The 23,073-nt window shown below is 47.9% G+C and carries 24 protein-coding genes; 12 read left to right on the forward strand and 12 right to left on the reverse strand.

Annotation, left to right across the window (positions count from 1 at the left end; genetic code table 11):
• The first annotated feature begins 9 nt into the window (after window positions 1-9).
• The 7 genes from IEY24_RS22870 (at window position 10) to porN (ending at window position 8,289) form a co-directional block, all read left to right on the forward strand.
• Entirely contained in the window at window positions 10-1,191 is a 1,182-nt protein-coding gene (locus IEY24_RS22870) for a DUF4271 domain-containing protein (RefSeq protein ID WP_188936386.1), read from the forward strand.
• A gap of 41 nt (window positions 1,192-1,232) precedes the next feature.
• Window positions 1,233-2,015 (forward strand): uroporphyrinogen-III synthase, encoded by a 783-nt coding sequence (locus IEY24_RS22875; protein WP_188936388.1) that lies wholly within the window; start codon window positions 1,233-1,235, stop codon window positions 2,013-2,015.
• 138 nt (window positions 2,016-2,153) lie between these two features.
• Window positions 2,154-3,131, forward strand: coding sequence for a PorP/SprF family type IX secretion system membrane protein (locus IEY24_RS22880; protein ID WP_188936395.1), 978 nt, complete (start codon window positions 2,154-2,156; stop codon window positions 3,129-3,131).
• A gap of 355 nt (window positions 3,132-3,486) precedes the next feature.
• Window positions 3,487-4,560, forward strand: a complete 1,074-nt coding sequence (porK, locus tag IEY24_RS22885; RefSeq protein ID WP_090374870.1) for a T9SS ring complex lipoprotein PorK/GldK — start codon at window positions 3,487-3,489, stop codon at window positions 4,558-4,560.
• 119 nt (window positions 4,561-4,679) lie between these two features.
• Window positions 4,680-5,495, forward strand: a complete 816-nt coding sequence (gene porL / locus IEY24_RS22890) for a type IX secretion system motor protein PorL/GldL (RefSeq protein ID WP_188936397.1) — start codon at window positions 4,680-4,682, stop codon at window positions 5,493-5,495.
• Window positions 5,496-5,590: 95 nt separating this feature from the next.
• Complete coding sequence (porM, locus tag IEY24_RS22895) at window positions 5,591-7,183, forward strand: type IX secretion system motor protein PorM/GldM (RefSeq protein WP_188936399.1); 1,593 nt, start codon at window positions 5,591-5,593, stop codon at window positions 7,181-7,183.
• A gap of 38 nt (window positions 7,184-7,221) precedes the next feature.
• The gene (gene porN, locus IEY24_RS22900; RefSeq protein ID WP_188936401.1) at window positions 7,222-8,289 is read left to right on the forward strand and encodes a type IX secretion system ring subunit PorN/GldN; all 1,068 of its coding nucleotides are present in this window, start codon (window positions 7,222-7,224) and stop codon (window positions 8,287-8,289) included.
• 209 nt (window positions 8,290-8,498) lie between these two features.
• Here the strand turns inward: porN and IEY24_RS22905 are convergent, their stop codons facing one another.
• Both IEY24_RS22905 and IEY24_RS22910 read right to left on the reverse strand, forming a co-directional pair.
• Entirely contained in the window at window positions 8,499-9,116 is a 618-nt protein-coding gene (locus IEY24_RS22905) for a hypothetical protein (protein WP_188936404.1), read from the reverse strand.
• Window positions 9,117-9,230: 114 nt separating this feature from the next.
• Window positions 9,231-9,899, reverse strand: coding sequence for a DUF4230 domain-containing protein (locus IEY24_RS22910; RefSeq protein WP_188936406.1), 669 nt, complete (start codon window positions 9,897-9,899; stop codon window positions 9,231-9,233).
• Window positions 9,900-9,943: 44 nt separating this feature from the next.
• Here IEY24_RS22910 and miaA point away from each other — a divergent pair, with 44 nt between their 5' ends.
• Window positions 9,944-10,864, forward strand: coding sequence for a tRNA (adenosine(37)-N6)-dimethylallyltransferase MiaA (gene miaA, locus IEY24_RS22915; protein WP_188936408.1), 921 nt, complete (start codon window positions 9,944-9,946; stop codon window positions 10,862-10,864).
• Window positions 10,865-10,907: 43 nt separating this feature from the next.
• Here the strand turns inward: miaA and IEY24_RS22920 are convergent, their stop codons facing one another.
• From IEY24_RS22920 to IEY24_RS22935, 4 genes are all read right to left on the reverse strand, one after another.
• Window positions 10,908-11,207 (reverse strand): rhodanese-like domain-containing protein, encoded by a 300-nt coding sequence (locus tag IEY24_RS22920; protein WP_188936410.1) that lies wholly within the window; start codon window positions 11,205-11,207, stop codon window positions 10,908-10,910.
• 26 nt (window positions 11,208-11,233) lie between these two features.
• Window positions 11,234-13,096, reverse strand: a complete 1,863-nt coding sequence (locus IEY24_RS22925; protein WP_188936412.1) for a T9SS type A sorting domain-containing protein — start codon at window positions 13,094-13,096, stop codon at window positions 11,234-11,236.
• Complete coding sequence (locus IEY24_RS22930; protein WP_188936414.1) at window positions 13,074-13,868, reverse strand: PASTA domain-containing protein; 795 nt, start codon at window positions 13,866-13,868, stop codon at window positions 13,074-13,076. Before IEY24_RS22930 ends, IEY24_RS22925 begins: the two co-directional genes overlap by 23 nt.
• A gap of 71 nt (window positions 13,869-13,939) precedes the next feature.
• Window positions 13,940-14,533 (reverse strand): riboflavin synthase, encoded by a 594-nt coding sequence (locus tag IEY24_RS22935; RefSeq protein ID WP_188936416.1) that lies wholly within the window; start codon window positions 14,531-14,533, stop codon window positions 13,940-13,942.
• 177 nt (window positions 14,534-14,710) lie between these two features.
• On the opposite strand from IEY24_RS22935, the gene hisB reads away from it, so the two are divergent.
• The 4 genes from hisB (at window position 14,711) to IEY24_RS22955 (ending at window position 18,862) form a co-directional block, all read left to right on the forward strand.
• Window positions 14,711-15,835 carry a bifunctional histidinol-phosphatase/imidazoleglycerol-phosphate dehydratase HisB gene (hisB, locus tag IEY24_RS22940; protein ID WP_188936418.1) on the forward strand — a complete coding sequence of 375 codons (1,125 nt, stop codon included), beginning with the start codon at window positions 14,711-14,713 and terminating at the stop codon, window positions 15,833-15,835.
• Window positions 15,836-16,168: 333 nt separating this feature from the next.
• A complete protein-coding gene (locus IEY24_RS22945) occupies window positions 16,169-16,468 on the forward strand; it encodes a hypothetical protein (RefSeq protein ID WP_188936420.1) in 300 nt (99 codons plus the stop codon).
• A 113-nt stretch (window positions 16,469-16,581) separates the two neighbouring features.
• Entirely contained in the window at window positions 16,582-17,229 is a 648-nt protein-coding gene (can, locus tag IEY24_RS22950; RefSeq protein ID WP_188936422.1) for a carbonate dehydratase, read from the forward strand.
• Between the two features lie 55 nt (window positions 17,230-17,284).
• Window positions 17,285-18,862, forward strand: a complete 1,578-nt coding sequence (locus IEY24_RS22955) for a SulP family inorganic anion transporter (protein ID WP_188936424.1) — start codon at window positions 17,285-17,287, stop codon at window positions 18,860-18,862.
• An 82-nt stretch (window positions 18,863-18,944) separates the two neighbouring features.
• Here the strand turns inward: IEY24_RS22955 and IEY24_RS22960 are convergent, their stop codons facing one another.
• The 6 genes from IEY24_RS22960 to bcp form a co-directional block, all read right to left on the reverse strand.
• The gene (locus tag IEY24_RS22960; RefSeq protein WP_188936426.1) at window positions 18,945-19,409 is read right to left on the reverse strand and encodes a Spy/CpxP family protein refolding chaperone; all 465 of its coding nucleotides are present in this window, start codon (window positions 19,407-19,409) and stop codon (window positions 18,945-18,947) included.
• Window positions 19,410-19,427: 18 nt separating this feature from the next.
• The gene (locus tag IEY24_RS22965; RefSeq protein ID WP_188936428.1) at window positions 19,428-19,868 is read right to left on the reverse strand and encodes a hypothetical protein; all 441 of its coding nucleotides are present in this window, start codon (window positions 19,866-19,868) and stop codon (window positions 19,428-19,430) included.
• A gap of 54 nt (window positions 19,869-19,922) precedes the next feature.
• Window positions 19,923-20,465: an RNA polymerase sigma factor gene (locus IEY24_RS22970; protein WP_188936430.1), complete on the reverse strand. Its 543-nt coding sequence runs from the start codon at window positions 20,463-20,465 to the stop codon at window positions 19,923-19,925.
• A gap of 179 nt (window positions 20,466-20,644) precedes the next feature.
• Window positions 20,645-21,598 carry a transketolase family protein gene (locus tag IEY24_RS22975; RefSeq protein WP_188936432.1) on the reverse strand — a complete coding sequence of 318 codons (954 nt, stop codon included), beginning with the start codon at window positions 21,596-21,598 and terminating at the stop codon, window positions 20,645-20,647.
• 54 nt (window positions 21,599-21,652) lie between these two features.
• Window positions 21,653-22,510 carry a transketolase gene (locus IEY24_RS22980; RefSeq protein ID WP_188936434.1) on the reverse strand — a complete coding sequence of 286 codons (858 nt, stop codon included), beginning with the start codon at window positions 22,508-22,510 and terminating at the stop codon, window positions 21,653-21,655.
• A 104-nt stretch (window positions 22,511-22,614) separates the two neighbouring features.
• On the reverse strand, window positions 22,615-23,073 hold the full coding sequence (gene bcp / locus IEY24_RS22985; RefSeq protein WP_188936436.1) for a thioredoxin-dependent thiol peroxidase: 459 nt from the start codon (window positions 23,071-23,073) through the stop codon (window positions 22,615-22,617).

A 23,073-nucleotide genomic window follows, 5' to 3' on the forward strand; every position in this document is an offset into this window, starting at 1 on the left:
TTTGTACCGATGAAGTCCATATTTCCGGCTGTTTTTTGGGCTTTTTTCACGGCAGTAACCTTGGCAGGGTCATTGGCGGAGGGCGCGGCAAAGGTTAACCCGCCGAGCCAGTTCTTTCCGGTATACAATTACCAGGACGACTGGCTTGTATACAGTGAGCAGTACAAAAACTACGTCCCGTTCTCACAGGGCGTAAACGAAGGAACCCGCTTCGCAAGCATTTATATCGATCTGGTCAAAAACAGGAGGTATTCCCTGCTTGTCCATTCCGAAAGCGAGAGCTATCTTTTTCTCGAAGGCGCATTGCAAAACCGCATCGCGGCGGGCAAATGGCAAGAACTTAACCTCGATAGTCTGCACCGTCTGTACCGTAAAGACGAACTTCTTCTGACTATTTATGGCAGCCCCGGCATTGCCGACAAGACGGTATTTATCTGCAACAAGAAAAAGCTTACCGACTCCGAAACGATCTCACCGGCGCGGTCCGGGTTCATTAATATCAAGCCGGTTACCTTTACGCCTTTCGGAACATTTGCGGGTATCGCATTGATCATTATTCTGATCTTGAATGCATGGATTTTCAATCTGAATCCGCTTTCTTTTATCCGTTTGATAAATCCTATTGAATTTTTCAACAACGACCCGCGCGACCAGCTATCGAAGATCAATAAGCCTTACAGCAACACCGTAATCTTCTTTGTCGCGATCAGTTCGATGATGATGGGCTTTACGGTGATTTATCTGTCTGCAAACAGGCTTAACCTCTTCTCCGTCAGTACAATTTTATCCGAAAAGGCAAACACGCTACAAATCCTGGGAGACTTTTGCATCCTTTCCCTGATCTTCTTCCTGCTCGTATACGCCAAGTACATATTCATGGTTCTGGCGGGCAATATGCTCAATCTGGACAAGCAAGTCGACATTATTTTCCTCAAAATTGTACAGTCGTCGTACCTCTTTTACGCACTGGTGTTTCTCGTCATTTTCGGCTTGTACTCCAACCACATCAACTGGCTGGAAGCAAGCAGGCCGTACGTGCTTCTGCCGTTCCTTTTTTTCTACATCGCCCGGTTTGTGGGATTATATGTTGTAGCCAAGCCGACCGGCTCGTTGATTAATCTCTATTTATTTTCTTACCTTTGTGTCATCGAAATAATCCCGCTCATCGTGAGTATGAAATTTGCTTTATAGTCAGGAAACATGAATTGGGAATAAACTAATGAGGATTATACATGAGTGATACCATCAATTTTGATCAGGACCGGCTTAAAAAAGTAACCAGTCTTTTGGTAAGTCAATCCCGACCAGCAGACGAGAATTCACCTTACTACGAATTAGCCAGAAAGTACAATATCAAGGTTGATTTCCGGCCCTTCATACAGGTCGACGGAGTTTCCTACAAAGACTTTCGCAAGCAAAAAGTCAACATCCTGGACCATACGGCCGTTATTTTCACAAGCCGTAACGCGATTGACCATTTTTTCCGTATTTGTAACGAAGGTCGGGTCGAAGTACCCGCTACGATGAAATATTTCTGTATCTCGGAGCAAACGGCTAATTATCTTCAGAAATACATTGTGATCCGCAAGAGAAAGATCTTTACAGGCACCAAAACCGCTGCCGAGCTGATCGAACTCATGCGCAAGCACAAGAAAGAGAAATTCCTGTACCCATGCTCCGATGTCAGAAAGAACGACATTCCCGAGTTCGCGGATACCGAAGAATTCCATTTCACGGAAGCAACTATGTATCAGACAGGTTCTGCTGATTTGTCGGACCTGGAAGATGTGTACTACGATATCATCGCTTTTTTCAGTCCGTCGGGGATCAAATCGCTTTTTGACAACTTCCCGGACTTCAAACAGAACAACACCCGCATTGCCGCTTTTGGCCCCACGACTGCAAAAGCAGTAGAAGACGCCGGGCTCTTCCTGGACATTCAGGCTCCACTGCCGAATGCACCTTCGATGACAGGCGCACTCGACCTGTATATCAGCAAAGCGAACAACGTATAAACAGCATTACAAAGCCGCGAAAAGCCCCGGAAAAAATCCGGGGCTTTTTCATGTTTATATCAATTTTTTTAAGCAATATGCGTTATCAATCTAAATCCGAAAGCATATCAGCGTGATCCTTAAATCTATTCCTGCGGCATGATTTTGACTTTTACTACCCGAAGTACCAGATATATCCGGCCCTTTGCATTATTGCTTTTCTTACCGCTCTGCGCCATTGCCCAGAAAGACGCGCAATTCAGTTTGTTTTCGCTGAACCAGCTTTACCTGAACCCGGCAGCGGCAGGCTCCGATGGCCTGACTAAGTTTCAGCTCACGCACAGGACTCAATACGCAGGTTATCAAGGCACTAACATCGACGATGCAGGCGGAGCACTTTCAACGCAGCTTTTTTCATTCAGCATGCCGGTCAAGAATTTCGGCATCGGTTTCTACGCGCTGAACGACAAGAGCGGCCCCAGGACAGATCAGGACTTCAAACTTTCGGCTGCCTATCATATTCCGCTCGGCGGAGGGAAGCTCGGGGTGGGTGTCAGCGCAGGGTTGTTCCGTCAGGCGATCGATTATGGCAAACTAAGGGCCCGCGACCCGGACGATCCTTTGATACAGACTGGTACAATCTCTGAAATCAACCCGGATTTTTCAGTTGGAGCGCGTTATGAAAATGAGACATTCTATGCAGGTCTGTCACTTAACCACTTCCTGAAACCCAAATACCAGCTCGGCTCCGAAACCGGCACGAATCCGCTGCCGCGTACACTTTATTTTAATGCGGGCGTAAACCTCGAACTTGGCTACCTGCTGGATATTCAACCGATTGTGCTCGTCAAATCGGATATCAATACGGTGTCAGTAGAGGGCGGTGCCACACTCACTTATAACAAACGTTACTGGATTGGCGGTACCTACCGGCAACAGGATACCTACTTCATCATCATGGGCGGCATTTATCTGCTGGCAGATCAGTCTTTGCGGCTCTCGGGCGCGTATGACATGGTCGTAGGCGGCAATAAATCCAAGTCGCCTTCTTCCTTCGAGGTAATGCTTTCGTATGCCCTGCCTTCACCGAAATTTGGCAAAAAGGCCCCTATCCGCACGCCCCGGTTTCGCTTTTAGCAAATTCGCTTAAACGCTGTTGGATATAGTAATATTTTATCATCAAATTATTAAAAATCCAAGATTTGGATGTCAAATCGACATTTTTTGCAAACCTCTTGGTAAGTCGTGTGAATCAGTTTGCGAAACTTTGATTTATATTTGTAAAATGTTCGGCTTCCATACCAATTGCATTTTTCTTACGTTAAGTCGATAAACACCTGATTTAGTAATCGATCCGTGAAGATTTCAGTACTGAAATCAAGCAGCACTCAATCTGACAGGCGTTCACATTTTGTTTTATTTCAAGTATACTAGATATCATTCGTTGACGTTTTTAGGCTAGCATTTTATTATCAAAATTTACAAAACCACTATGAATGTGAAAGTGTTCTATCGGGATGGAGTCAAAAGCCTGCTTCTGGTAGCCGCATTGATGCTCTTGCAAAGCTGCGGTTTTCTTAAGAGCAAGTTTGGCAAGGGAGGAAAAGAAGAAAGCGGTATTCAAAACGGTGAAATCACTGCTACTGCCCGTAAAGGATTCAAGCAGACCACGCCCGCCGGGATGGTCGTGATCCCCTCAGGTTCTTTTGTAATGGGCCAGGCAGACGAAGACATCGCTTCCTCCATGAACAACATGAACCGTCGGGTGACTATCAGTTCATTTTTTATGGATGACACTGAGATCACCAACAACGAATATCGTCAGTTCGTGAACGCGCTGCTGGTTGACTCCGTATCTGTACTGGGCGAAGAAGAAATCATGGCCAAGTACTATCCTGATACAACCGTTTGGAAAAAAGACTTTGCTTACTCCAACGGAGATCCATTCGTAGAATATTATTACCAGCACCCAGGCTTCGACACCTATCCGGTGGTAGGAGTTAGCTGGATCGCCGCCACATACTTTTCCGCATGGCGCACCAACCTGCTCCATGACTTCCAGAACAAAGAAGGACAGTTCAACTCAACAGGCTTCCGCCTCCCGACCGAAGCTGAATGGGAGTGGGCTGCCAGAGGCGGACGAGCGGTTGCCAAATACCCCTGGGGTAACCCTTACACCATGAATGCGAAAGGTTGCTTCCTGGCAAACTTCAAACCGCAACGTGGTAACTACGACGCGGACGGTTATCCGTACACCGGCCCGGCCAATGCCTACAATCCGAACGATTTCGGGCTTTACAATATGGCAGGAAACGTGGCTGAATGGACGTCAGATGCTTACACCGACAATGCTACCGCGATTGTATGGGATATGAACCCGAAATACAGCGATCCTAACGAACCCCGCAAAGTGGTAAAAGGCGGTTCATGGAAAGACATTGCTTATTACCTGCAAACCGGTACACGTACCTACGAGTTTGAAACAGAAACCCGTGCATTCATCGGCTTCCGTTGCGTAATGGATAATGTAAACGACCGCGGAGGAGCTCGTGCCCGTCGTCGCTAGTCAAGACTTTCACATTCAGAGAAGCAGCGTTTTTACACTGCTTCTTTTTTACGATCTGACCGAATCAATCCAACACTTTACTTACTATAATTTTTTCACTGTAACCGATTTCAATTCACATGGCTAAGAGTAGCGGACCTAATTTTTTTTGGGATAAACTTGTACCAACAATATACAGTGCGGGTGCTGCCGTCGTAATTTTAGGAGCTTTGGCAAAAATTCAACACTGGGATTTTGGTGGCCCTCTTTTGACAGCAGGGTTGGGAACCGAGGTTCTGATATTTTTGCTTTACGCATTGCAAACTTTGACCCAGTCGACAGATAGAGATCCGGATTGGACCAGAGTTTACCCTGAACTTGCCGATGATTACAGCGGACCGGCCATCTCAAGAAGCTCAGCCCCTAGCAGCAATATCACTGCCAAACTGGATAACATGCTCGACAATGCTAAAATCTCTCCTGAGATTTTCGATAGTCTTGGCAAAGGTTTCAGAAATCTGTCTGAAACAGTAGGCAAAATCACCGACCTTACCGACGCGACCGTTGCTACAAACGACTACGCAAGAAATGTCAAGAGCGCTTCAACGGCGATCAATGACATGAATAAGTCTTACGGAATTGCCATCAACGCAATGTCTTCGATGGCTGATGCGACGAAAGATGCGCAATCCTACCGCGACCAGTTCCAGCAAATCACCAAAAACATGGGTGCATTGAACGCTGTGTACGAACTAGAATTGCAAGACACGACCAAACACCTGAAGGCTATGAACGCTTTCTACGGTAACCTGACGGCAGCTATGGAAAACATGGCTGATGCCACGAAGGAATCACAAGTATTTAAGAGCGAAATGGCGAGATTGACCAATAACATCTCATCATTGAACGGCATTTACGGAAACATGCTGACCGCGATGCGTGGTGGCAATGCGTAACAGCGCTCGGACGATGACTCTGTGATCCCGTTTAGGGTACAGAGTCATTGTTGTTAGTTAAATAATTCGATCACTGAAACTGATTACACAACAATATGGCAGGTGGAAAAGAAACACCCCGTCAAAAGATGATTGGAATGATGTATCTGGTACTTACGGCGATGCTCGCATTGCAGGTAAGTTCGGCTATCATCGAAAAATTCATCCTACTGAACAATTCCCTGGAATTATCCTCCGGAGCAGCTAACAAAATCAATCAGGAAACGGTACTTAAAATCAAGGCCGCGGTTGAAAAATCGGGTAACCGTTCAGCTGACGTCGCAGTGATCAAGCAAGCTGATGAAGTCCGTAAGCTTTCATCGGATATGACCAACCAACTGAATGCCCTGAAACAGGAGATCATTACAAGGGCTGGTGGAGGCTTTAACGAAGAAGGCGGCATCAAAAACCCGCAAGAAGAAGCCAAAGTGGCGGAACTGATGATTGGTGTAAGAAAAAATGGTAAAGCCTACCAATTGAAGCAAACCCTGAACTCTTACTCGACATCGCTTAACAACTATTCTCCCAACAAATTCCCGGGACTCGCATTGGACGGTCGCGAAGACCCTGTTGCAAAAGGGAATAAAGATCAGCGTAACAAAGACTTTGCAGAGCTGAATTTCGAATCTACACCTGTTGCAGCTGCATTGGCGGTACTGAGCCAGAAACAAACCGACATCCGTCGAATGGAAGGTGAAGTATTGAATTACCTTGCCAGCAAAGTTGGTGCTGCGGATATCAAATTCGACCGCGTATTGGCCATGGTAAGTGCCGATGCAAAAACGGTAGTAGCAGGTACTAAATTCAAAGGACAGATGTTCATTGCAGCTTCTGCTTCTGGTATCACGCCTCGCATGAGCCTGAACGGATCACCTGTTAAAGTTGAGAACGGTGTAGGTATCATCGAATTCACTGCACAAGGCGGTGGCTATAATGCGGAAGGTCTTGCTAAAAGAGAGCTTCGCGGACAGATCACCATCCCTACCCCATCCGGCAAAGACACCACTTATACCATGACCCAGGAATACTTTGTGGTGAAGCCTTCCTACCAGATCGAAACAGGAACATTGCCTCCATTGTATTTGGGATGCGCCAACAAACTGAGCATCCAGAGCCCCGCGCTCGGTCCGCTTTGGGCGCCTAGCTTTTCGACTGACGGTGGTGAGATCATTCAAAGTGGCCAAAAAGGAAAATTCACGATCGTACCTAGCAAAGCAAGCTTGAATATCACGGTAAGCAATGCAGGTAGTGTATTGGGTTCTGAACCTTTCCGCGTAAACCGTGTACCAAAACCCTCTCTGGAAGTACGTGTAAATGGTGCTGTATTTGACGAACGTCGTGGAGCCCCTGCTTCTGGTGCAAGAAGCATCCAGATAGTTGCAGTTCCCGATGAAAGTTTCAAGAACTTCTCTCCTGAGGACGCGAAGTTCCGTGTATCACAGGTTGAGATTTCCCTGGCCCGGGGCGCAAGAAGAATTAACGGTGTGACGCTAAACGGCGGAGGTGGTTCTATTTCCTCCCTCGCTTCGCAAGCGCAGCCTGGCGACCGCTATGTAATTTCAATTCTGAAAGTGGAACGTCAGAACTTTAAGGGCGCTGTAAGCGAGGTAGAAATGGGTAACCAAACTCGCAGTGTGACGCTATACTAATCCAGCACTTTTAGTCGTTGATTGGACAATACAACTTTATGTATGATATGAGAAGAATGAACGGAAAAACGATTGCATGGTCTTTGCTGTCGCTGTCTCTTGCAAGTACTGCCGCATTTGCGCAGGAGAAAGAGGATTCGACTGCGAATCAGTTCTCGTCACGCCCGATCGCTGACGGTGACGTGATGATGAAAAGAACGCTCTGGAGACGGGTCGATTTGAAAGAAAAGCAGAACATTTCCATGTTCTCTAAAAACAATGAGATCACACGTTACTTGTTGGATGCGGCGAAAGCAGGTTTGATCGATGCTTATACAAATGATTCCTGCGCGACCAAAATCGGTGGTGACGATCTTCACAAACGCATCCTGATACCTAACCAGACGGCGGGTCTTTCCGAAGAGGAAATTGCAGCAGGTTTCGGAGAACCTGCCAAAGCAGATGGTTGGGATTCAAAAAAAGCCAAAACAGATCCTAGCAAACAAGCGGCTACGCCTGACGACGGCTGGGGCAATGCCAAAAAGGATACTAAAAAAGAAGCTGAACCGGTAGACGACGGCTGGGGTCCTCCTAAGAAAAAATCTTCGAAAAAAGGCGCTAAAACCGAGGTTGCCAAAGAAGAACCAAAGGTTGAAGCACCAAAACCTGACAGCACTTCTTTCGAAACGCAGCAGGTGGCTGCATCAGAAGAAGAATATTTCCCTGATCAGTTGAGCATACTCGAAGTAAAAGAAGACTGGGTTTTCGATAAGAAACGTTCACGCCTGTATAACGATATCCAGACAATCACGATCGTCCTTCCTGCTGACCAGACTGCCACAGGACTCGAATTGCCCGTAGCTTCCTTCCGCTGGAAAGATGTTGAAAGACTCTTCAGAAGCGATCCTAAGAAATATATCTGGTATAACACCCACAATACCGCCCAAAACAAGAACCTCGCGGATGCATTCGATCTTCGCTTGTTCTACGGACGGATCACCAAGTTCTCCAATGCCAACGATAAGGCTTTCCTCGACATCTACAACGGCGAAAAAGAGGCTCTTATCAAATCCCTGAACTACGAACAGGAACTGATGGAACTGGAACACGGTCTTTGGGAATACTAAGACAAACTCCTATCAAAAATGCGAAAGAGCTTCCGGTTGGAAGCTCTTTTTGTTTACGGGTACATTACCTCGGGTCGGTGCAGTGCTATAAATGCATTCGAATCGCTCATTGTTGCTCCTCGTATCCGGCAAGAAAAAAGGTCATTAGAGTGGACGTTCCCAATCTAATGACCCTATTCATTCAATTTCTTGCTAACCTGCTGAATTTGCTATTTTCTTTTCAAGCTCAATTTCAATTTGCCCGCTGTTTTTACTTGTGTGTCTGTCAGGCCCAGGGCGGCAATTGTTTTGTTGTAGTCTTTGAGAATTTCAGCGCTCAGACGGCCACCGCTTACTATTTCACCAGGAACAATTATTATACGAATATCCTGGAAAGTTCTCTTAGGAGCAGTGGTCTGATTCTCGCTCCAATCTGTGGGTAAGAGCTCGACAAAGAATGTCTTGTCCTGAACAGCATGAACAAATGTGAATGAGCTCACTTTCCCACCGCCGAAGCTGATAACACCCGGCATAGGCCAATAAACGTTTGATGCTTTCAGGTAAACCAACACCACAGAAGAGCTGAAAGCACTGTCTTCTGCTGGGGTAAGGTTCTCCCTACCTGTAATAAAACCCCCGGTGCTGTCTGTATCGACCGCTCCGGTTGAAAGAATTATTGCCGAGCTGCTGGCTCCGTCTTCTCCTTTATCTCCTTTGGGGCCCGCCGCCCCGGCCGGTCCCTGAGCTCCGGCGGCACCAGCCGGACCAACGGCTCCGTCGTCGCCTTTGCAACTTACCATAGCAATCATCAACACCACAGAGGCAAATAGTAATAATTTTTTGAACATAACTCTTAAAGTTTAGAAAGTGATTAATTAGAAACTACACAGGTCAATACGCTGATAAATCCGGTTCTGATGAGGATAGAGGCGTTTAACGCATAAATTATACAAAAAAAACTACTATTCCTTTCGGGTGTCCAAAGAATCGATTTGTGCTTCCAGTGTACGGTAATGAGTCATCTCGCGAAGCATCGCCACATTACCATCCGGCAGCTTCATCTCTACCGACCAATTCATGGAGGCGGCCAGCTGGAAGATCATTAGTTGTACCTGGTTGCCCGCTATGCGCGGCAAATCGCTTTCCATGGCTTTGTCGTTCATCGTTTGCTTGGCCTCATTCAGAATAGCGGTATAATCGTCGCTCTGGAAACGGTTCAGCCAGCCTTGCTCGATGTCGTAAAACTTGTAGTCGGTGTCGATCGACAGGATTTCAGGAGCGGGAAAGAAATCAATAACGAGTTTACGTTCGCCATCGGGACGATGGAATTTCATTTTACCAAAATCATAGCCTACCAACACTTTGGCTTTGGCGATAATCAGGGCTTTTTTCTTATCATTGATCAGGTTCCAGATATTCTTGTCATTCTGGTAATTGTAGATTTCGGTAAAATAGCCTTCGGCCATTACCACTTTAAATACTTTTTCGATCCGCTCGATCAGGACGGTAGCCTCCTGCGTAGACACATATTTCTTCGACCTCCTGTTCTGCAACCAGGTATTCAACGCAGCGCCGGCCAGGCCCCCGGCAATAAGGGTAATGATCAAAAAAAATAGTGTAGTGGAATCCATATCTCTATTTTTGTACTGATTAAAATTCAAATAAAAACGGCACAATGCCAAATAGCCCAAAGAAATATCTGGTGACCGTGGCTGGTCCTACGGCGGTCGGAAAAACTGCATTGTCAATTAAACTTGCCCGGGACCTTGGTACCGAAATCATATCCGCTGATTCCCGCCAGTTCTTCCGTGAACTGAGCATCGGCACCGCCAAGCCAACACCGGACGAACTAGCGCAAGCGACGCATCATTTCATAGATTCCCATTCAATTTCGGAGGTATACAGCGCCGGCGACTTCGAACGCGACGCATTAACGCTGCTTGGGCAGCTTTTTCAGGAGCGTGATATTGTAGTCATGACGGGCGGTTCCGGCTTTTACGTCAAAGCCGTCCTCGATGGCCTCGACGACCTGCCCGCCCCTCTCCCCGGCTTGCGCGAGACGCTTATGCAGAAACTGAACGACAACGGACTTTCGCCGCTCCAAGAAGAAATACGCCTGGTCGACCCGGAATTCGCGGCTTCATTCGAGATAGCAAACCCTCAGCGCGTAGTTCGCGCGCTGGAAGTGTTTCACACCTCCGGTAAGCCCATCAGCCAGTTTAAAACAAATAACGCCCGCAGCAGGCCGTTTCAGCCCATTAATGTCGCCCTGGATCGCGATCGTGCGGAGCTCTATCAACGAATAGATCAGCGAATGGATATGATGCTGCAAGAAGGGTTGGTAGAAGAGGCAAAAAGCGTAATCGCGTACAGAGAGCACCACGCGCTTAAAACAGTAGGATACCGCGAAGTTTACAGCTATCTCGACGGTGAGTATAATGAGAAGGAAATGGTGCGGCTTTTAAAACAAAACTCGCGCCGGTATGCCAAGCGGCAGCTTACCTGGTTCAGGCATCAGGGGAATTTCGAATGGTTCCACCCCGACGAATATGACCGAATACTCCAATATGTGCGGTCGCAGGCAGGTTTATTTTAAAAGCATTTGACGGAGCGCAGACTCCGTCAAATGCCGAGGGGTATCAGTCTTCGAGCTCGCGGTAGGCCAGAATACCTCCCAGTACGTTGCGCACGTTCGAAAAGCCCTGAGATTCCAGGTAGCGGGCAGCTTTACCACTGCGGGCACCCGAGCGGCAATGAATGATGATCTCTTCATCCTTGATCGCTTCCAACTCATCCAGGTGATCAGGAAGTTCGCCCAGCGGGATCAAAATCGCGCCGAGGTTATCCTCTTCATATTCGTGTTCTTCGCGAACATCGTAAAAGTGCAGGTCTTCGCCCTTTTCAAGACGTTCTTTCAATTCTTCAACGGTAATATCCATATTTCAAAAATTTGTGACGACTCAGTCTATTTAGAGATTAACATTTTTTGTACAAAAGAACGTTTCCCGTCCGTTGCCTTAAAGATATAAATACCCTGATTTAAATGTTCAACCGTAGCGGATTGCTGATTGCGTACGGGTTCCAGGGCGTGCACCAGGTTGCCGCCGGTACTGTAAACTTCGATCTTTTTAAGCGATCTATTGTTCCAGCGGACTTCACCTCTGGCCGGGTTCGGGTAAAAAATAGCATTCACGGCATCCGCCGGCTCATTGCCTGTAATTATGCCCTGTGCTTTTTTGCCCAGGTAAGGACGGATCATGATCGAACCTTTTAATGAAGTCTCCTTCGCCCATTCGGTCCCGAGATTGTAATACACCGCGCTACTGCCCAAAAACGAATTGCGGTCGAAGCCTACGGTTACGGGCTGGTCGTTGATCTGTAACCAACCTACGTAGAAAGTATCGGCCACCGCTACGGGAACCGCGAATGCATAATCGATAAAACCGTCGCGTGCAGCCGGGTACCGCACCGCGACAGAGCGCTGGGCGATAACCTGGTCGGGCTTGCCGCCTTTGCTGTTATAAATCTGGATCGTAAAGCCTTGTCCGGAAATGTCTTTGTTGAAAGAAACCATCGACATCCGCAGCCCTCCGATGGTGTCGGCCTTGGCCAATACATACCGTACGGCTACGCGGCCGAGCTTCTGGTTCACTTGCACACCATATTCCGCACTGCCATCGTCGTAGGCAAAGTAGTCTGTCAATGCAACTCTCGCCGTAATGGTGTCGTTCGTTTTGAGGTTCGCCCCAGGGATGGTATCCGTCGTAGCCACGAAAAACTTGCTGATCAAATGCAGACTGTCGAGCTGAGCGGCTGCATTAACAGGCGCAATTTTAGCCCTCAAAGGCTGAGATTTCAATGCCTGGACAACAATAGAACGTTGCACAACGCGCGCGAACTCGGTCCCGCGTTGCGCGTCCGTGAGCGTGTAGGTGCTCGTAAGGACATTGAAGTTGTTGAAATGGTTAACGATATCGGTCTTCACGGAGTCGGCAGTGGCTGCTGCCGGGCTCACGCGGTATTGCCGCAAGGGCATTGCCGTGTATTTTTTCAGAATATTGGAAACCGGTTTCCGCATCGCGACATCGAACAGATAGGGCTGCTTGACCGATCTTTTTGTATTTAAATACACATAGTCCAAATGCCAGGTATCATAGGGGCCGGAGCTCCGGCCATAAGACCTGAACCGGAACTGGAATGCGTCGTGCAGGTAACTGGGGTCTTTGATGGCAACAAATTGCTGGTGAAACAGGGTATCTACCTTATATCCCTGCTGCGTCCAGACGGGCACCCATTCCTGTGTTTTACTAAAAAATTCCAGCTGTAAATAGTCGCTGGAATCAGGCAGCTCGCCAAGGCCTTTCGCAGCCCAGTAAAAACTGAGGTAGACGGAATCGGCAGCTGCCTTGCCGTTCAGATTGATCGGTTGAGACGTAAGTGTATCTGTGTAGCCTTGTGTTAGCGGGTTCACCAGGTTGTAGGGAAAACCATTGGCATTCAGTCCATCGAACGTTGCCACATTAACCGACGGATGGGAGTTGGTAAGTGTATTATTAATATAAACTCCGCTTCCCGGCAGCCAGTATCTCATATTAGGTGAAAGGGTTTTGGTAGTAGAAAAATCATCGAAAAAGGGGAGGTTCAATGAGGCCTGGGTGCGGAGATTTTCTACGCCCGCCTCCTCGCTTCCCTCGCCGTACCTTGCCTGATCGATCGGTACGATGCGTAACTGAGCAAGCGCGACCTGGCTTTGCACCATGGCCAGCACACAAACCCAAATAAAAATCCTGTGTGTGAAGAACTTTTTACTGCTCCGGTTGATTCTCATTATCCGTCGTTTCAGGCGCCTGCGGGGTCACCCACAAGTCGATTACGTCCCCTATTCTTACCTTATTTCCCGCATCGGGGTTCTGCCGTACGATCGAGCCCGGCGCCTGGCCTTCCTCGGCCGGCACTTCCATTACCTGCCCTACCTTCAACCCTGCTCCCACAATCGCTATTTTCGCTTCATCGAGAGGCATCCCGATCACCGACGGCGTTTCAAACTGTGCTGTACCGAGCCCTTCCCCCAATTCCAGGTCGATTTTCGTTCCCTTAGCGACGGGCTGGCCCGGCAGGATCTCCTTCCCATTATATAATTGCCTCAAAACTGCATTCTGCGCCATATCCGGAACATAGGAAATATTCCCTTCTTCCAGGCCCACACTTTTCAGCAACATCTGCGCACTGCGGTGCGTCATATCCGTGAGCTTCGGCATTTTGATCAAAGGCGCAGTGCGCGAAACCACTGTTACGTAGATTTTCCGGCCTTCCTTCACTTTCGAACCTGGCAATGGATATTGCGAGATAATGGTCAATGCGGGTACATTGGTCACAAAAGTACAATCGACCTCGTAGCGCAGGTCCCGGTCGCCAAGGAAATCTTCAAGGTCCTCCACACTCTTCTTTTTCAGGTCGGGCACGGTAATGGCCTCACCATGATTGGTTGTAAAAGGCAGATATACGAAGAAAAACCCCAGGAAAAGGACCAAAAGCAGCGAGACAATGATTCCGATGTGTATGAAAAGATCAGTTCTGGACTGTGTACTTATTTTGGCCATGAATGTATTTAGATGCGCTTTGGGATTTAAAACGGGTAAAAATAAACGTAATATTCCAAGATGCCAATATGCTAAACCGCATACGAACCGAGAATTCTCTTAATGTATTTGCCCAGAATATCGAATTCCAGGTTTACCGTGTCTCCCGCATTTAACGAATGAAAATTGGTAAAGTTATAGGTATAGGGGATAATAGCCACTCTGAACGTGTTTTCACCCGAGTTAAAAACCGTGAGACTCACACCATTAATGCAGATAGAACCCTTTTCAACAGTAATATTGCCGGTCGAAGCATCGTATTCAAAATCAAAAAGCCAGCTCCCGTCGCGCTCCTGCACCTGCGTACACCTGGCGGTCTGGTCCACATGGCCCTGCACGATATGCCCGTCGAAACGTCCGTTCGCGGGCATACAGCGTTCGAGATTTACTTTGCTACCCGACACAAGGTCGCCCAGGTTCGTTTTTAAAAGCGTTTCTTCGATAGCTGTTACCTGATATTGATCTCCTTCGACGGCAACTACTGTTAAACAAACGCCATTATGGCTGATGCTCTGATCTATTTTAAACTCGCTGGCAAGTGCTGACTGAAAGGTGAAGGTCTTATTGGTACCTTCCGTTTCGACTTTCAACACTTCCGCGGTCGTTTCGACGATTCCTGTAAACATTCCGATGTTGATTTAAAATGCAAAGTTACAATTTCTCAACCGCTCTCCCACCCGGTAAAATTCCCGCGATGGCATTATTCATGTCCAACTGCTTTTCAATTAGGCATTCTTTGCGAACTTTGCGGGAAATAAGCGCTGCGGAATTCCTGGTAAGGTGCTTGTAATCCAAATCTGTTAATGAAAAAAGTCCTATTTATTGATCGCGATGGAACGATCATCGTTGAGCCACCCACCGATTTTCAGGTAGATTCACTGGAAAAGCTCGAATTCCTGCCCAAAGCCATTTCCGCGTTGCGTAAAATCGCGGATGAAACCGATTATGAACTGGTCATGGTAACCAACCAGGACGGACTCGGCACCGATTCTTTCCCGGAAGACACTTTCTGGCCTGCTCAGAATAAGATGGTCAAGACGCTTGAAGGCGAAGACATCCGTTTCGCGGACGTCCATATCGACCGCAGCTTTCCCGAAGACAACCTTCCTACCCGCAAACCGGGCATCGGAATGCTTACTTCTTATTTTTCCAATGAATATGATCTGGCCAACAGCTACGTCATCGGCGACCGCCTTACCGACGTCCAACTGGCTGTAAATCTAGGTGCTAAGGCGATTCTTTTCCGCTCCGAATTGCCGGAGGAAGGCGTTAGCGATGAGATGAACCAAACTACCGCTTTGGTAACCAGCGACTGGGACGCGGTTTACGAGCATTTAAAACTCCCTTCACGCAAAGCATCTGTTGAAAGAAATACCAAGGAAACACAGATTAAAGTCGACCTGAATCTCGATGGCAGCGGCCGCTCCGACATTCACACCGGCCTCGGCTTCTTCGACCATATGCTCGACCAGCTCGCCCGCCATTCCGGCGCCGATTTGTCGATCCACGTCGAAGGTGACCTCCACATCGATGAGCATCACACTATTGAGGACACTGCCCTTGCATTGGGTGAAGCCTACCGCCAGGCGATCGGCGACAAACGGGGAATCAGTCGCTACGGCTTCCTGCTGCCAATGGACGAAGCTTTGGCACAAGTAGCGATCGATTTCTCCGGCCGTCCGTGGATCGTGTGGGACGCCGAGTTCAAAAGAGAGAAGATCGGAGAAATGCCGACTGAGATGTTTTTTCACTTTTTCAAGTCATTCTCAGACACTTCACTTTCAAACCTGAACATCAAAGTGGAAGGCGACAACGAGCACCACAAGATCGAATCGATTTTCAAAGCGTTTGCCAAGGCGATTAAAATGGCTGTTAAACGCGATCTTAAAGCGCTGGATTTCATGCCATCGACGAAAGGAGTACTTTAATTTTTTGTAAATAGCGAGCCGAAATCGCATTTTTTAGCTATTTTTGCCCATCTTACGTTGCATTATAATCGAGTACAACTATGACAATGACCGTTATTATGATTGCCTTTTATATCGTTCTGTTGAGCAGCGCGTTCCTTGTGGGGCGTTGGTTGGAGAACAATGAAAAGCAATGGAAAACGAATAAGTAAGGGTTGTTTATACGACCCTTTTTTATTTGTTTCGCTTAAAAGCTCAACAGAAAAATCGTTTTAAGGTCACACTAAAAAGTGACCTGCCGAACGTTTTAGACGCGTTGAGTGTTACCTTGGTTCTTGAAAAACTGTTTTTCCCGTGTTCAGATCACTTTGTCTCATACTACTTACGGCCTTCCTCATCTGTAAAGCCACAGATGTTGCCAGCTTGCTGCTGGCCAAGGAAAAGGCATCTGTGGTTTGTGATTCAGAAACCTGTGACAATGAAGAAAAAACAGAGGTCGAAAAACTGAATGACGACCAGCTACTGATTTCACATAGCGTACAATTTGACCGCTCCGTTGCACTAATACCGGTCAAAAGCTCATTCTTCTACACCGCGAATTTCGATAACGAAATTTACCGCAATCTGCTTTCTCCGCCTCCGGAGCTCATCTGATTTCTTTGATCCAAACTCGTTTGAGTTCGTTACCGTCGTAACACGATGCGGTATTTCCGTGTCATTACGCACGTTTTCTCCTATTATTTATTCCATATTCTAATCAAGAAATCATGATCAGGGCTTATAAGCAGTTATTCGAAAACAACAAAAAATGGGCAGAAGAAACGACGAAGGAAAATCCGGAGTTCTTCTCAAACCTCGCGAAAGGACAATCTCCTAAATTCCTCTGGATCGGCTGCTCAGATAGCCGCGTGCCGGCCAACCAACTTACCGGCACCCAGCCCGGCGATATCTTCGTACATCGCAATATCGCCAACATGGTGATCCACACGGATATCAGCATGCTCAGCGTGCTCGACTACTCTGTGAACGTGCTTGGAGTAGAGCATATTCTGGTGTGCGGACATTACGGCTGCGGCGGGGTGATTACCGCAATGGGCAATAAGCAGGTAGGCCTGATCGATAACTGGTTGCGCCACATCAAAGACGTGTACCGTTTGCATGCGAAGGAACTGAACGAAATTGAAGATCCCAAAACGAGAGCCGACCGCTTCGTCGAAATCAACGTTCAGGAGCAGGTACGCGACCTTGCCAAAACGACCATCGTACAAACTGCGTGGGCTAACGGCAAGCCGCTGCAACTCCACGGTGTCGTTTACGATATTGGCAACGGTATACTAAAGGACATGGACGTGACGATCGACGCCACCAACTTTGCCGACGACGTATACCGTCTTGACATACCGCAATTAGTATAATCAGCGGTTCTGCATTCCGAGTAGTCCAATTTATGATCCTTACTGACTCAATCGTATGTCATTGAATAATAAAAATTTGTTCGCCAATCTTAAATACGATTTACCTTCCGGGCTTGTCGTATCCCTGGTAGCGCTGCCGTTATGCCTCGGTATTGCGCTAGCCTCGACCGGCCGCTCCGATCTTCTTTTTTCGGGTGTTATTGCCGGAATCGTAGGCGGAATCGTAGTAGGCTCACTGAGCGGCTCCTCCCTGGGTGTGGCAGGTCCGGCAGCGGGTCTGGTTGTGATTGTACTCAATGCGCTCGATACACTGGGCAGCTTCGAGGCTTTTTTGCTCGCCGTTGTGTTTGCAGGTGCCATACAAATGATCGCCGGCTTGCTCAAAGCGGGTATTATCGGCTATTACTTCCCTTCATCGGTGATCAAGGGAATGCTGGCAGCCATTGGTATTACACTTATTTTAAAGGAAATACCACATGCATTCGGTTACGATGCCGACTTTATGGGTGATGAGGCGTTTGCACAAAGAGATGGCCGCAATACATTCTCCGAGGTATATTACTCACTCCGCTACAATAGCACCGGCGCGATCATCATCTCGTTGGTTTCGCTTGCCATGCTCATCTTGTTCGATAAGCCGTTCATGAAAAAAATACAGCTGTTCCGGTATATTCCGGGCGCTTTGTTCGTCGTATTGACCGGCGTTATCCTGAACCTTGTATTCGGTGCCGTGGCACCGCAATGGGTTTTGACAGGCGAACACATGGTACAGCTTCCGGTTGCTTCGAGCGCCTCCGAGTTTTTTAGTTTCTTTAAAACACCGGATTTCTCTGCAATCAGCAAGCCCGAGGTTTACACAGTGGCCTTAACATTAGCCATCGTGGCCAGCCTTGAAACATTGCTTTCGGTAGAAGCCACCGACCGCCTCGATCCGTTCAAGCGCAGCACGCCCACCAACCGCGAGTTGATGGCTCAGGGCGCAGGCAACATGATTTCCGGCCTGATCGGCGGGTTGCCTATTACCCAAGTAATCGTCCGCAGCTCCGCGAATATCGATTCGGGCGGCCGTACAAGAATGAGTACCATCATTCACGGTACCATTCTGCTTATTTCAGCGGTGTTTATTGCTCAATATCTCAACTACATCCCGCTTGCATCGCTGGCAGCGATCCTGTTGATGGTGGGCTACAAGCTGTCCAAATTCGAGTTGTACAAAGGAATGTACAAGCTCGGCCTGGAACAGTTTATACCGTTCGTTGTAACCATTATCGCCATCCTCAGCACCGACTTGCTGAAAGGGATTGGTATCGGTATGGTCGTCGCGATCTATTTTATTCTGAGAAAGAACTACAAGCATTCCTACCATTATATCAAGGAAGAGCACCGCGACGGCGAGGTGATCACGCTGCAACTTTCCGAAGAAGTAACCTTCCTGAACAAAGGCAGCATCAGCGCCACGCTGGATAACCTGCCCGACGGCGCTACCGTGGTGATCGACGGCTCCAAATCGATGAACATCGATTACGACGTGCTCGAAATCATCCAGGATTTCAAAAAACACCAGGCGCCGCTACGCAATATCACTGTGGAAACACGGGGTGTAGGCGAAGTGGAAGCAGTGGGAGCTCATTAGCATTAACCATTTATAAAACGAAGGCCCGCCTCCTGACGGAAGCGGGCCTTTTCGTTTGTAATAAGTCGATAAGCAGGCTAACTCAATTTTTTTGCTTTAACCGCTGGATCAGCATATCGTTGAATGTACGTTCGGCCTTGTACAATTCGATTACCTGGCTCGCAGTGATTACCTTTAAAAACTTGCTCTGATATTCTTTTTCCAGATCGAGTTCCTTCTGGCGAAGTTCCTGAACCTCTTTCAGGTTACTCAGTACCGCTTCATCGTTCTGGCCCTCCGCTTTTTTGTCGTTGATGATCTTGCGCTGCGCCCGGTGAATTTCTCGCCTTTGCTGAGAATATTCATTGTACATCGGCCAAAAACCGGTGGACTGCTCGGGCGTGAGGTTGAGGCGGTTGGTAATGATAGCCACCTTAGCATCCTGAATTTTCTTTATTTCTTCCTCGGAACGGCGTTGGGCCTGCGCTGTCGTTGATACTGCGCCGATGAATAGGAGTAAAAGAGCAAAAGTGTTCCGATACCGTTTGAATTCAAATTGTAAGTTCATTTCGATTGTTCGTTAGGGTCAAATCTTCTCCGGGGCAACCATAACCTCCTCCAACTGCTGGCGAAGAACATCGTCTTCCAGGCCATCCAGGTAATTCAGCACCGTCGAATCCGATTCGAATGCTTTCTGAACCACCTTGTGTTCGCTTAAATCATAATAGCTAATGTCCTGATCTTCCAGGTAAGTGATGATAGAGGCATTACTGATGCCGCTCAGTGGCTCCTGCCCCAGCGATCCCTGGCGCTCCGGTACGGTTACCCACACGAGCACGAGAATCAGTGCAGATGCTGCGGCCAAGCCAACAGAACGTTGCCACGACCAGCTTACGAGGGGTTTGCGCACGGGCTCCGCGGGGATCCGGGACTGGATCATTTGCGGCAGCTTGTCAAAATAACCTTCCGGCACGGAAAAGGGCGTCTCCCTCTTCAGATCATCCAGCCGTATACGTTTTTTGTCCATGATTATTTATATTTCCTGTCTTGTGAAGGTTTGACCAATGAGAATGCAAATAGTTTAATCCGTGTCGTTCAAAAAATCCTCAATTTTTTTCGAAGCCCAATGATATGAAGCTTTTAAGGCCCCTACCGACGTTCCGGTGATCTCCGAAATCTCTTCATAGGGTAAATCTTCAAAATATTTGAGGTTAAATACCAGCCTTTGCTTTTCTGGTAATTTTAATATTGCTTTCTGCAATTTGAGCTGAATAGCGTCACCGCTTACTTCCGGATCCGCTTCCAGCTTTTCACTGAGTTCGTTCTCGACGTCGTAGATCGGGATGAAATACTTCCGTCGCTTTTTGTTGAGAAAATTAATGGCTTCGTTGCTCGCAATGCGGTAAAGCCAGGTATAAAGCTTGGCATCGCCGCGGAAATTCTCCAGAGCCGTCCACGCTTTTATAAATACATCCTGGGTAATGTCATTGGCATCATCATGATCGACCACCATCTTCCTTACCAGCCAATAAACTTTTTGCTGGTACTTCCGTACCAACTGATTGAAAGCGTTCCTCCGCGTTTCGGGATTTTGAAAAAGAGATAATAATTCTTCGTCGGACATTTAATCAGTGTTAACCTGATCTTTTTTATAGCAACCTGCTTGACCAATAATTGTACCTGAGCCCAAAGGCAACGCCGGTCAATAATAGTTTATTTTTTGATTCAGGACAAATAAAAAGAGCCCTGCCTTTCAGGCCGGGCTCTTTTTCCGTCGACCTAAGTCGACGGAGAGCGATGATGTTACTTGCGTGCGATCGCGCGTTTTGCGGCTTCTACGATATGTTTTGCATCCAGGCCGTATTTTTCCAGCAACTGCGCTGGCGTGCCGCTTTCTCCGAAGCTGTCGTTCACCGCTACATATTCCTGCGGAACGAGCTTGTTTTTAACGATAACTTGCGCAACGCTGTCACCCAAACCACCGATGCGGTTGTGCTCTTCGGCAGTTACCACGCAGCCGGTTTTTTCAATCGATTTCAGGATCGCTTCTTCGTCCAGGGGCTTGATTGTGTGGATATTGATGATCTCGGCATTGATACCCTCGGCTTCAAGGATCTCCCCAGCCTGGATCGCTTCCCATACCATGTGACCGGTAGCGAAGATACTTACGTCGGTACCTTCGTTGACCATCCAAGCTTTTCCAATCTCAAATTTCTGATCGGCATCTGTAAAAATCGGGATTACCGGACGACCGAAACGCAGGTAAACCGGCCCGTCGTACTCAGCAATCGCGATGGTAGCCGCTTTCGTCTGGTTGTAATCGCAAGGGTTGATCACCGTCATGCCCGGAAGCATTTTCATCATCCCGATATCTTCGAGAATCTGGTGGGTTGCACCGTCTTCTCCCAAAGTAAGACCTGCGTGTGAAGCACAGATTTTTACGTTTTTATTGGAATATGCTACGCTCTGACGGATCTGGTCATAAACGCGGCCTGTCGCGAAGTTCGCGAAAGTAGTAGCAAATGGAATTTTACCTCCGATAGTCAAACCAGCTGAAAGGCCGATCATATTTGCCTCGGAAATACCGCATTGAATAAAACGCTCAGGGTTTTCTTTGATAAACGGTTCGAGTTTCAAAGAACCAACGAGGTCGGCACAAAGCGCCACGACGTTGGGATTTTGCTGCCCCAGCACGTGCATTCCGGCACCGAAGCCCGAACGCGTATCTTTCTTCTCAGTGAAGGTGTATTTTTTCATTTTGAATATTGTCTGTTTATGAAACCGCGTGCATTGCTGCCGCTGATCCGGATATTAATAATCTCCCAAAGTTTCGTCAAGCTGAGCCAGTGCCGCCGCCAATTGCTCGTCGTTAGGCGCAACACCGTGCCATTTGTGGCTGCCCATCATGAAGTCGACGCCGTAGCCCATGCCTGTGTGGAGCAATACCATGATCGGTCTGCCATGTCCCAGACGGCCTTTGGCTTCGTACAGGCCTTTCAGCACTGCCGCCATGTCGTTTCCTTCTTCGATAGAGATTACTTCCCATCCGAATGCCTCATATTTGGCACCCAAATCGCGGTTGTTCATTACCTTCACGGTAGGGCCATCGATTTGCTGACCGTTCAGGTCGATAAACGCTATCAGGTTGTCTACCTGGTGGTGTGGCGCGAAAGTAGCAGCCTCCCAAACCTGGCCTTCCTGCTGCTCGCCATCGCCCATCAGTACGTATACTATTCCTTTGTCGTTGTTCAGTTTCTTAGCTGTTGCCGCCCCCAATGCTACCGACAATCCCTGGCCCAGTGAGCCCGACGCGATACGGATACCTTCGAGGTGTTCGTGCGTGGTAGGGTGTCCTTGCAGGCGTGAATTCAGCTTGCGGAATGTAGCCAGCTCCGATACAGGGAAATATCCCTTGCGTGCCAATACGCTGTACCAAACCGGGGAAATGTGACCGTTCGAAAGGAAGAAAAGGTCTTCGTCCTTACCGTCCATATCGAATACGACTTTGCCGTCCTGCTCTTTAAGCTTCATACGCTCAAAGTACAATGCTACCAACAAGTCGGTGCATCCCAGCGACCCGCCAGGGTGCCCCGACTGACAACCATGTACCATTCGTACGATGTCCCTGCGAACCTGGGATGCTACTTTTTCTAATTGTTCAATTTCCATTTTTATTTATTTTCTATTGGACTGTCCTTAATCGGCTTACCCGAAGCGGGACCATTTAGGCGGCGTAAATGTCCTGCTATTCGGAATGTTAAAATGACTGATTATTATTCAGTTTTTCCAAGAATTTGATCAGTGTGTTTCGACGATTCCACTTTGGAAATAATCTCCTCAATGATCCCTTTTTTGTTGATGACGAAAGTTGTACGGAGTAAACCCATGTAGGTTCGTCCAAACGTTGTTTTTTCTCCCCAAACTCCGTAAGCCTCAATCATTTTATGCTCCGTGTCAGCCAGGAGTGGGAAGGGGAGGCCATGCTTTTTGATAAATCTCTGATGCGATTTTTCACTATCCGGGCTTACCCCGAACACCTTATAACCCTTTTTCAGGAGCGCTCCGTAGTTGTCGCGGATGTTGCAGGCCTGATTGGTGCAGGTAGGTGTGTTATCTTTGGGATAAAAGTACAAAACAACTTTCTCTCCCTTCAAATCCGACAGCTTTACTTGGTTTCCATCCTGATCTTTTACTGAAAATGCGGGTGCGGGGTCACCGACTTGTAGGCCCAT

This window comes from Dyadobacter endophyticus (assembly GCF_014641595.1).
GTDB classification, from domain to species: Bacteria; Bacteroidota; Bacteroidia; order Cytophagales; family Spirosomataceae; genus Dyadobacter; species Dyadobacter endophyticus.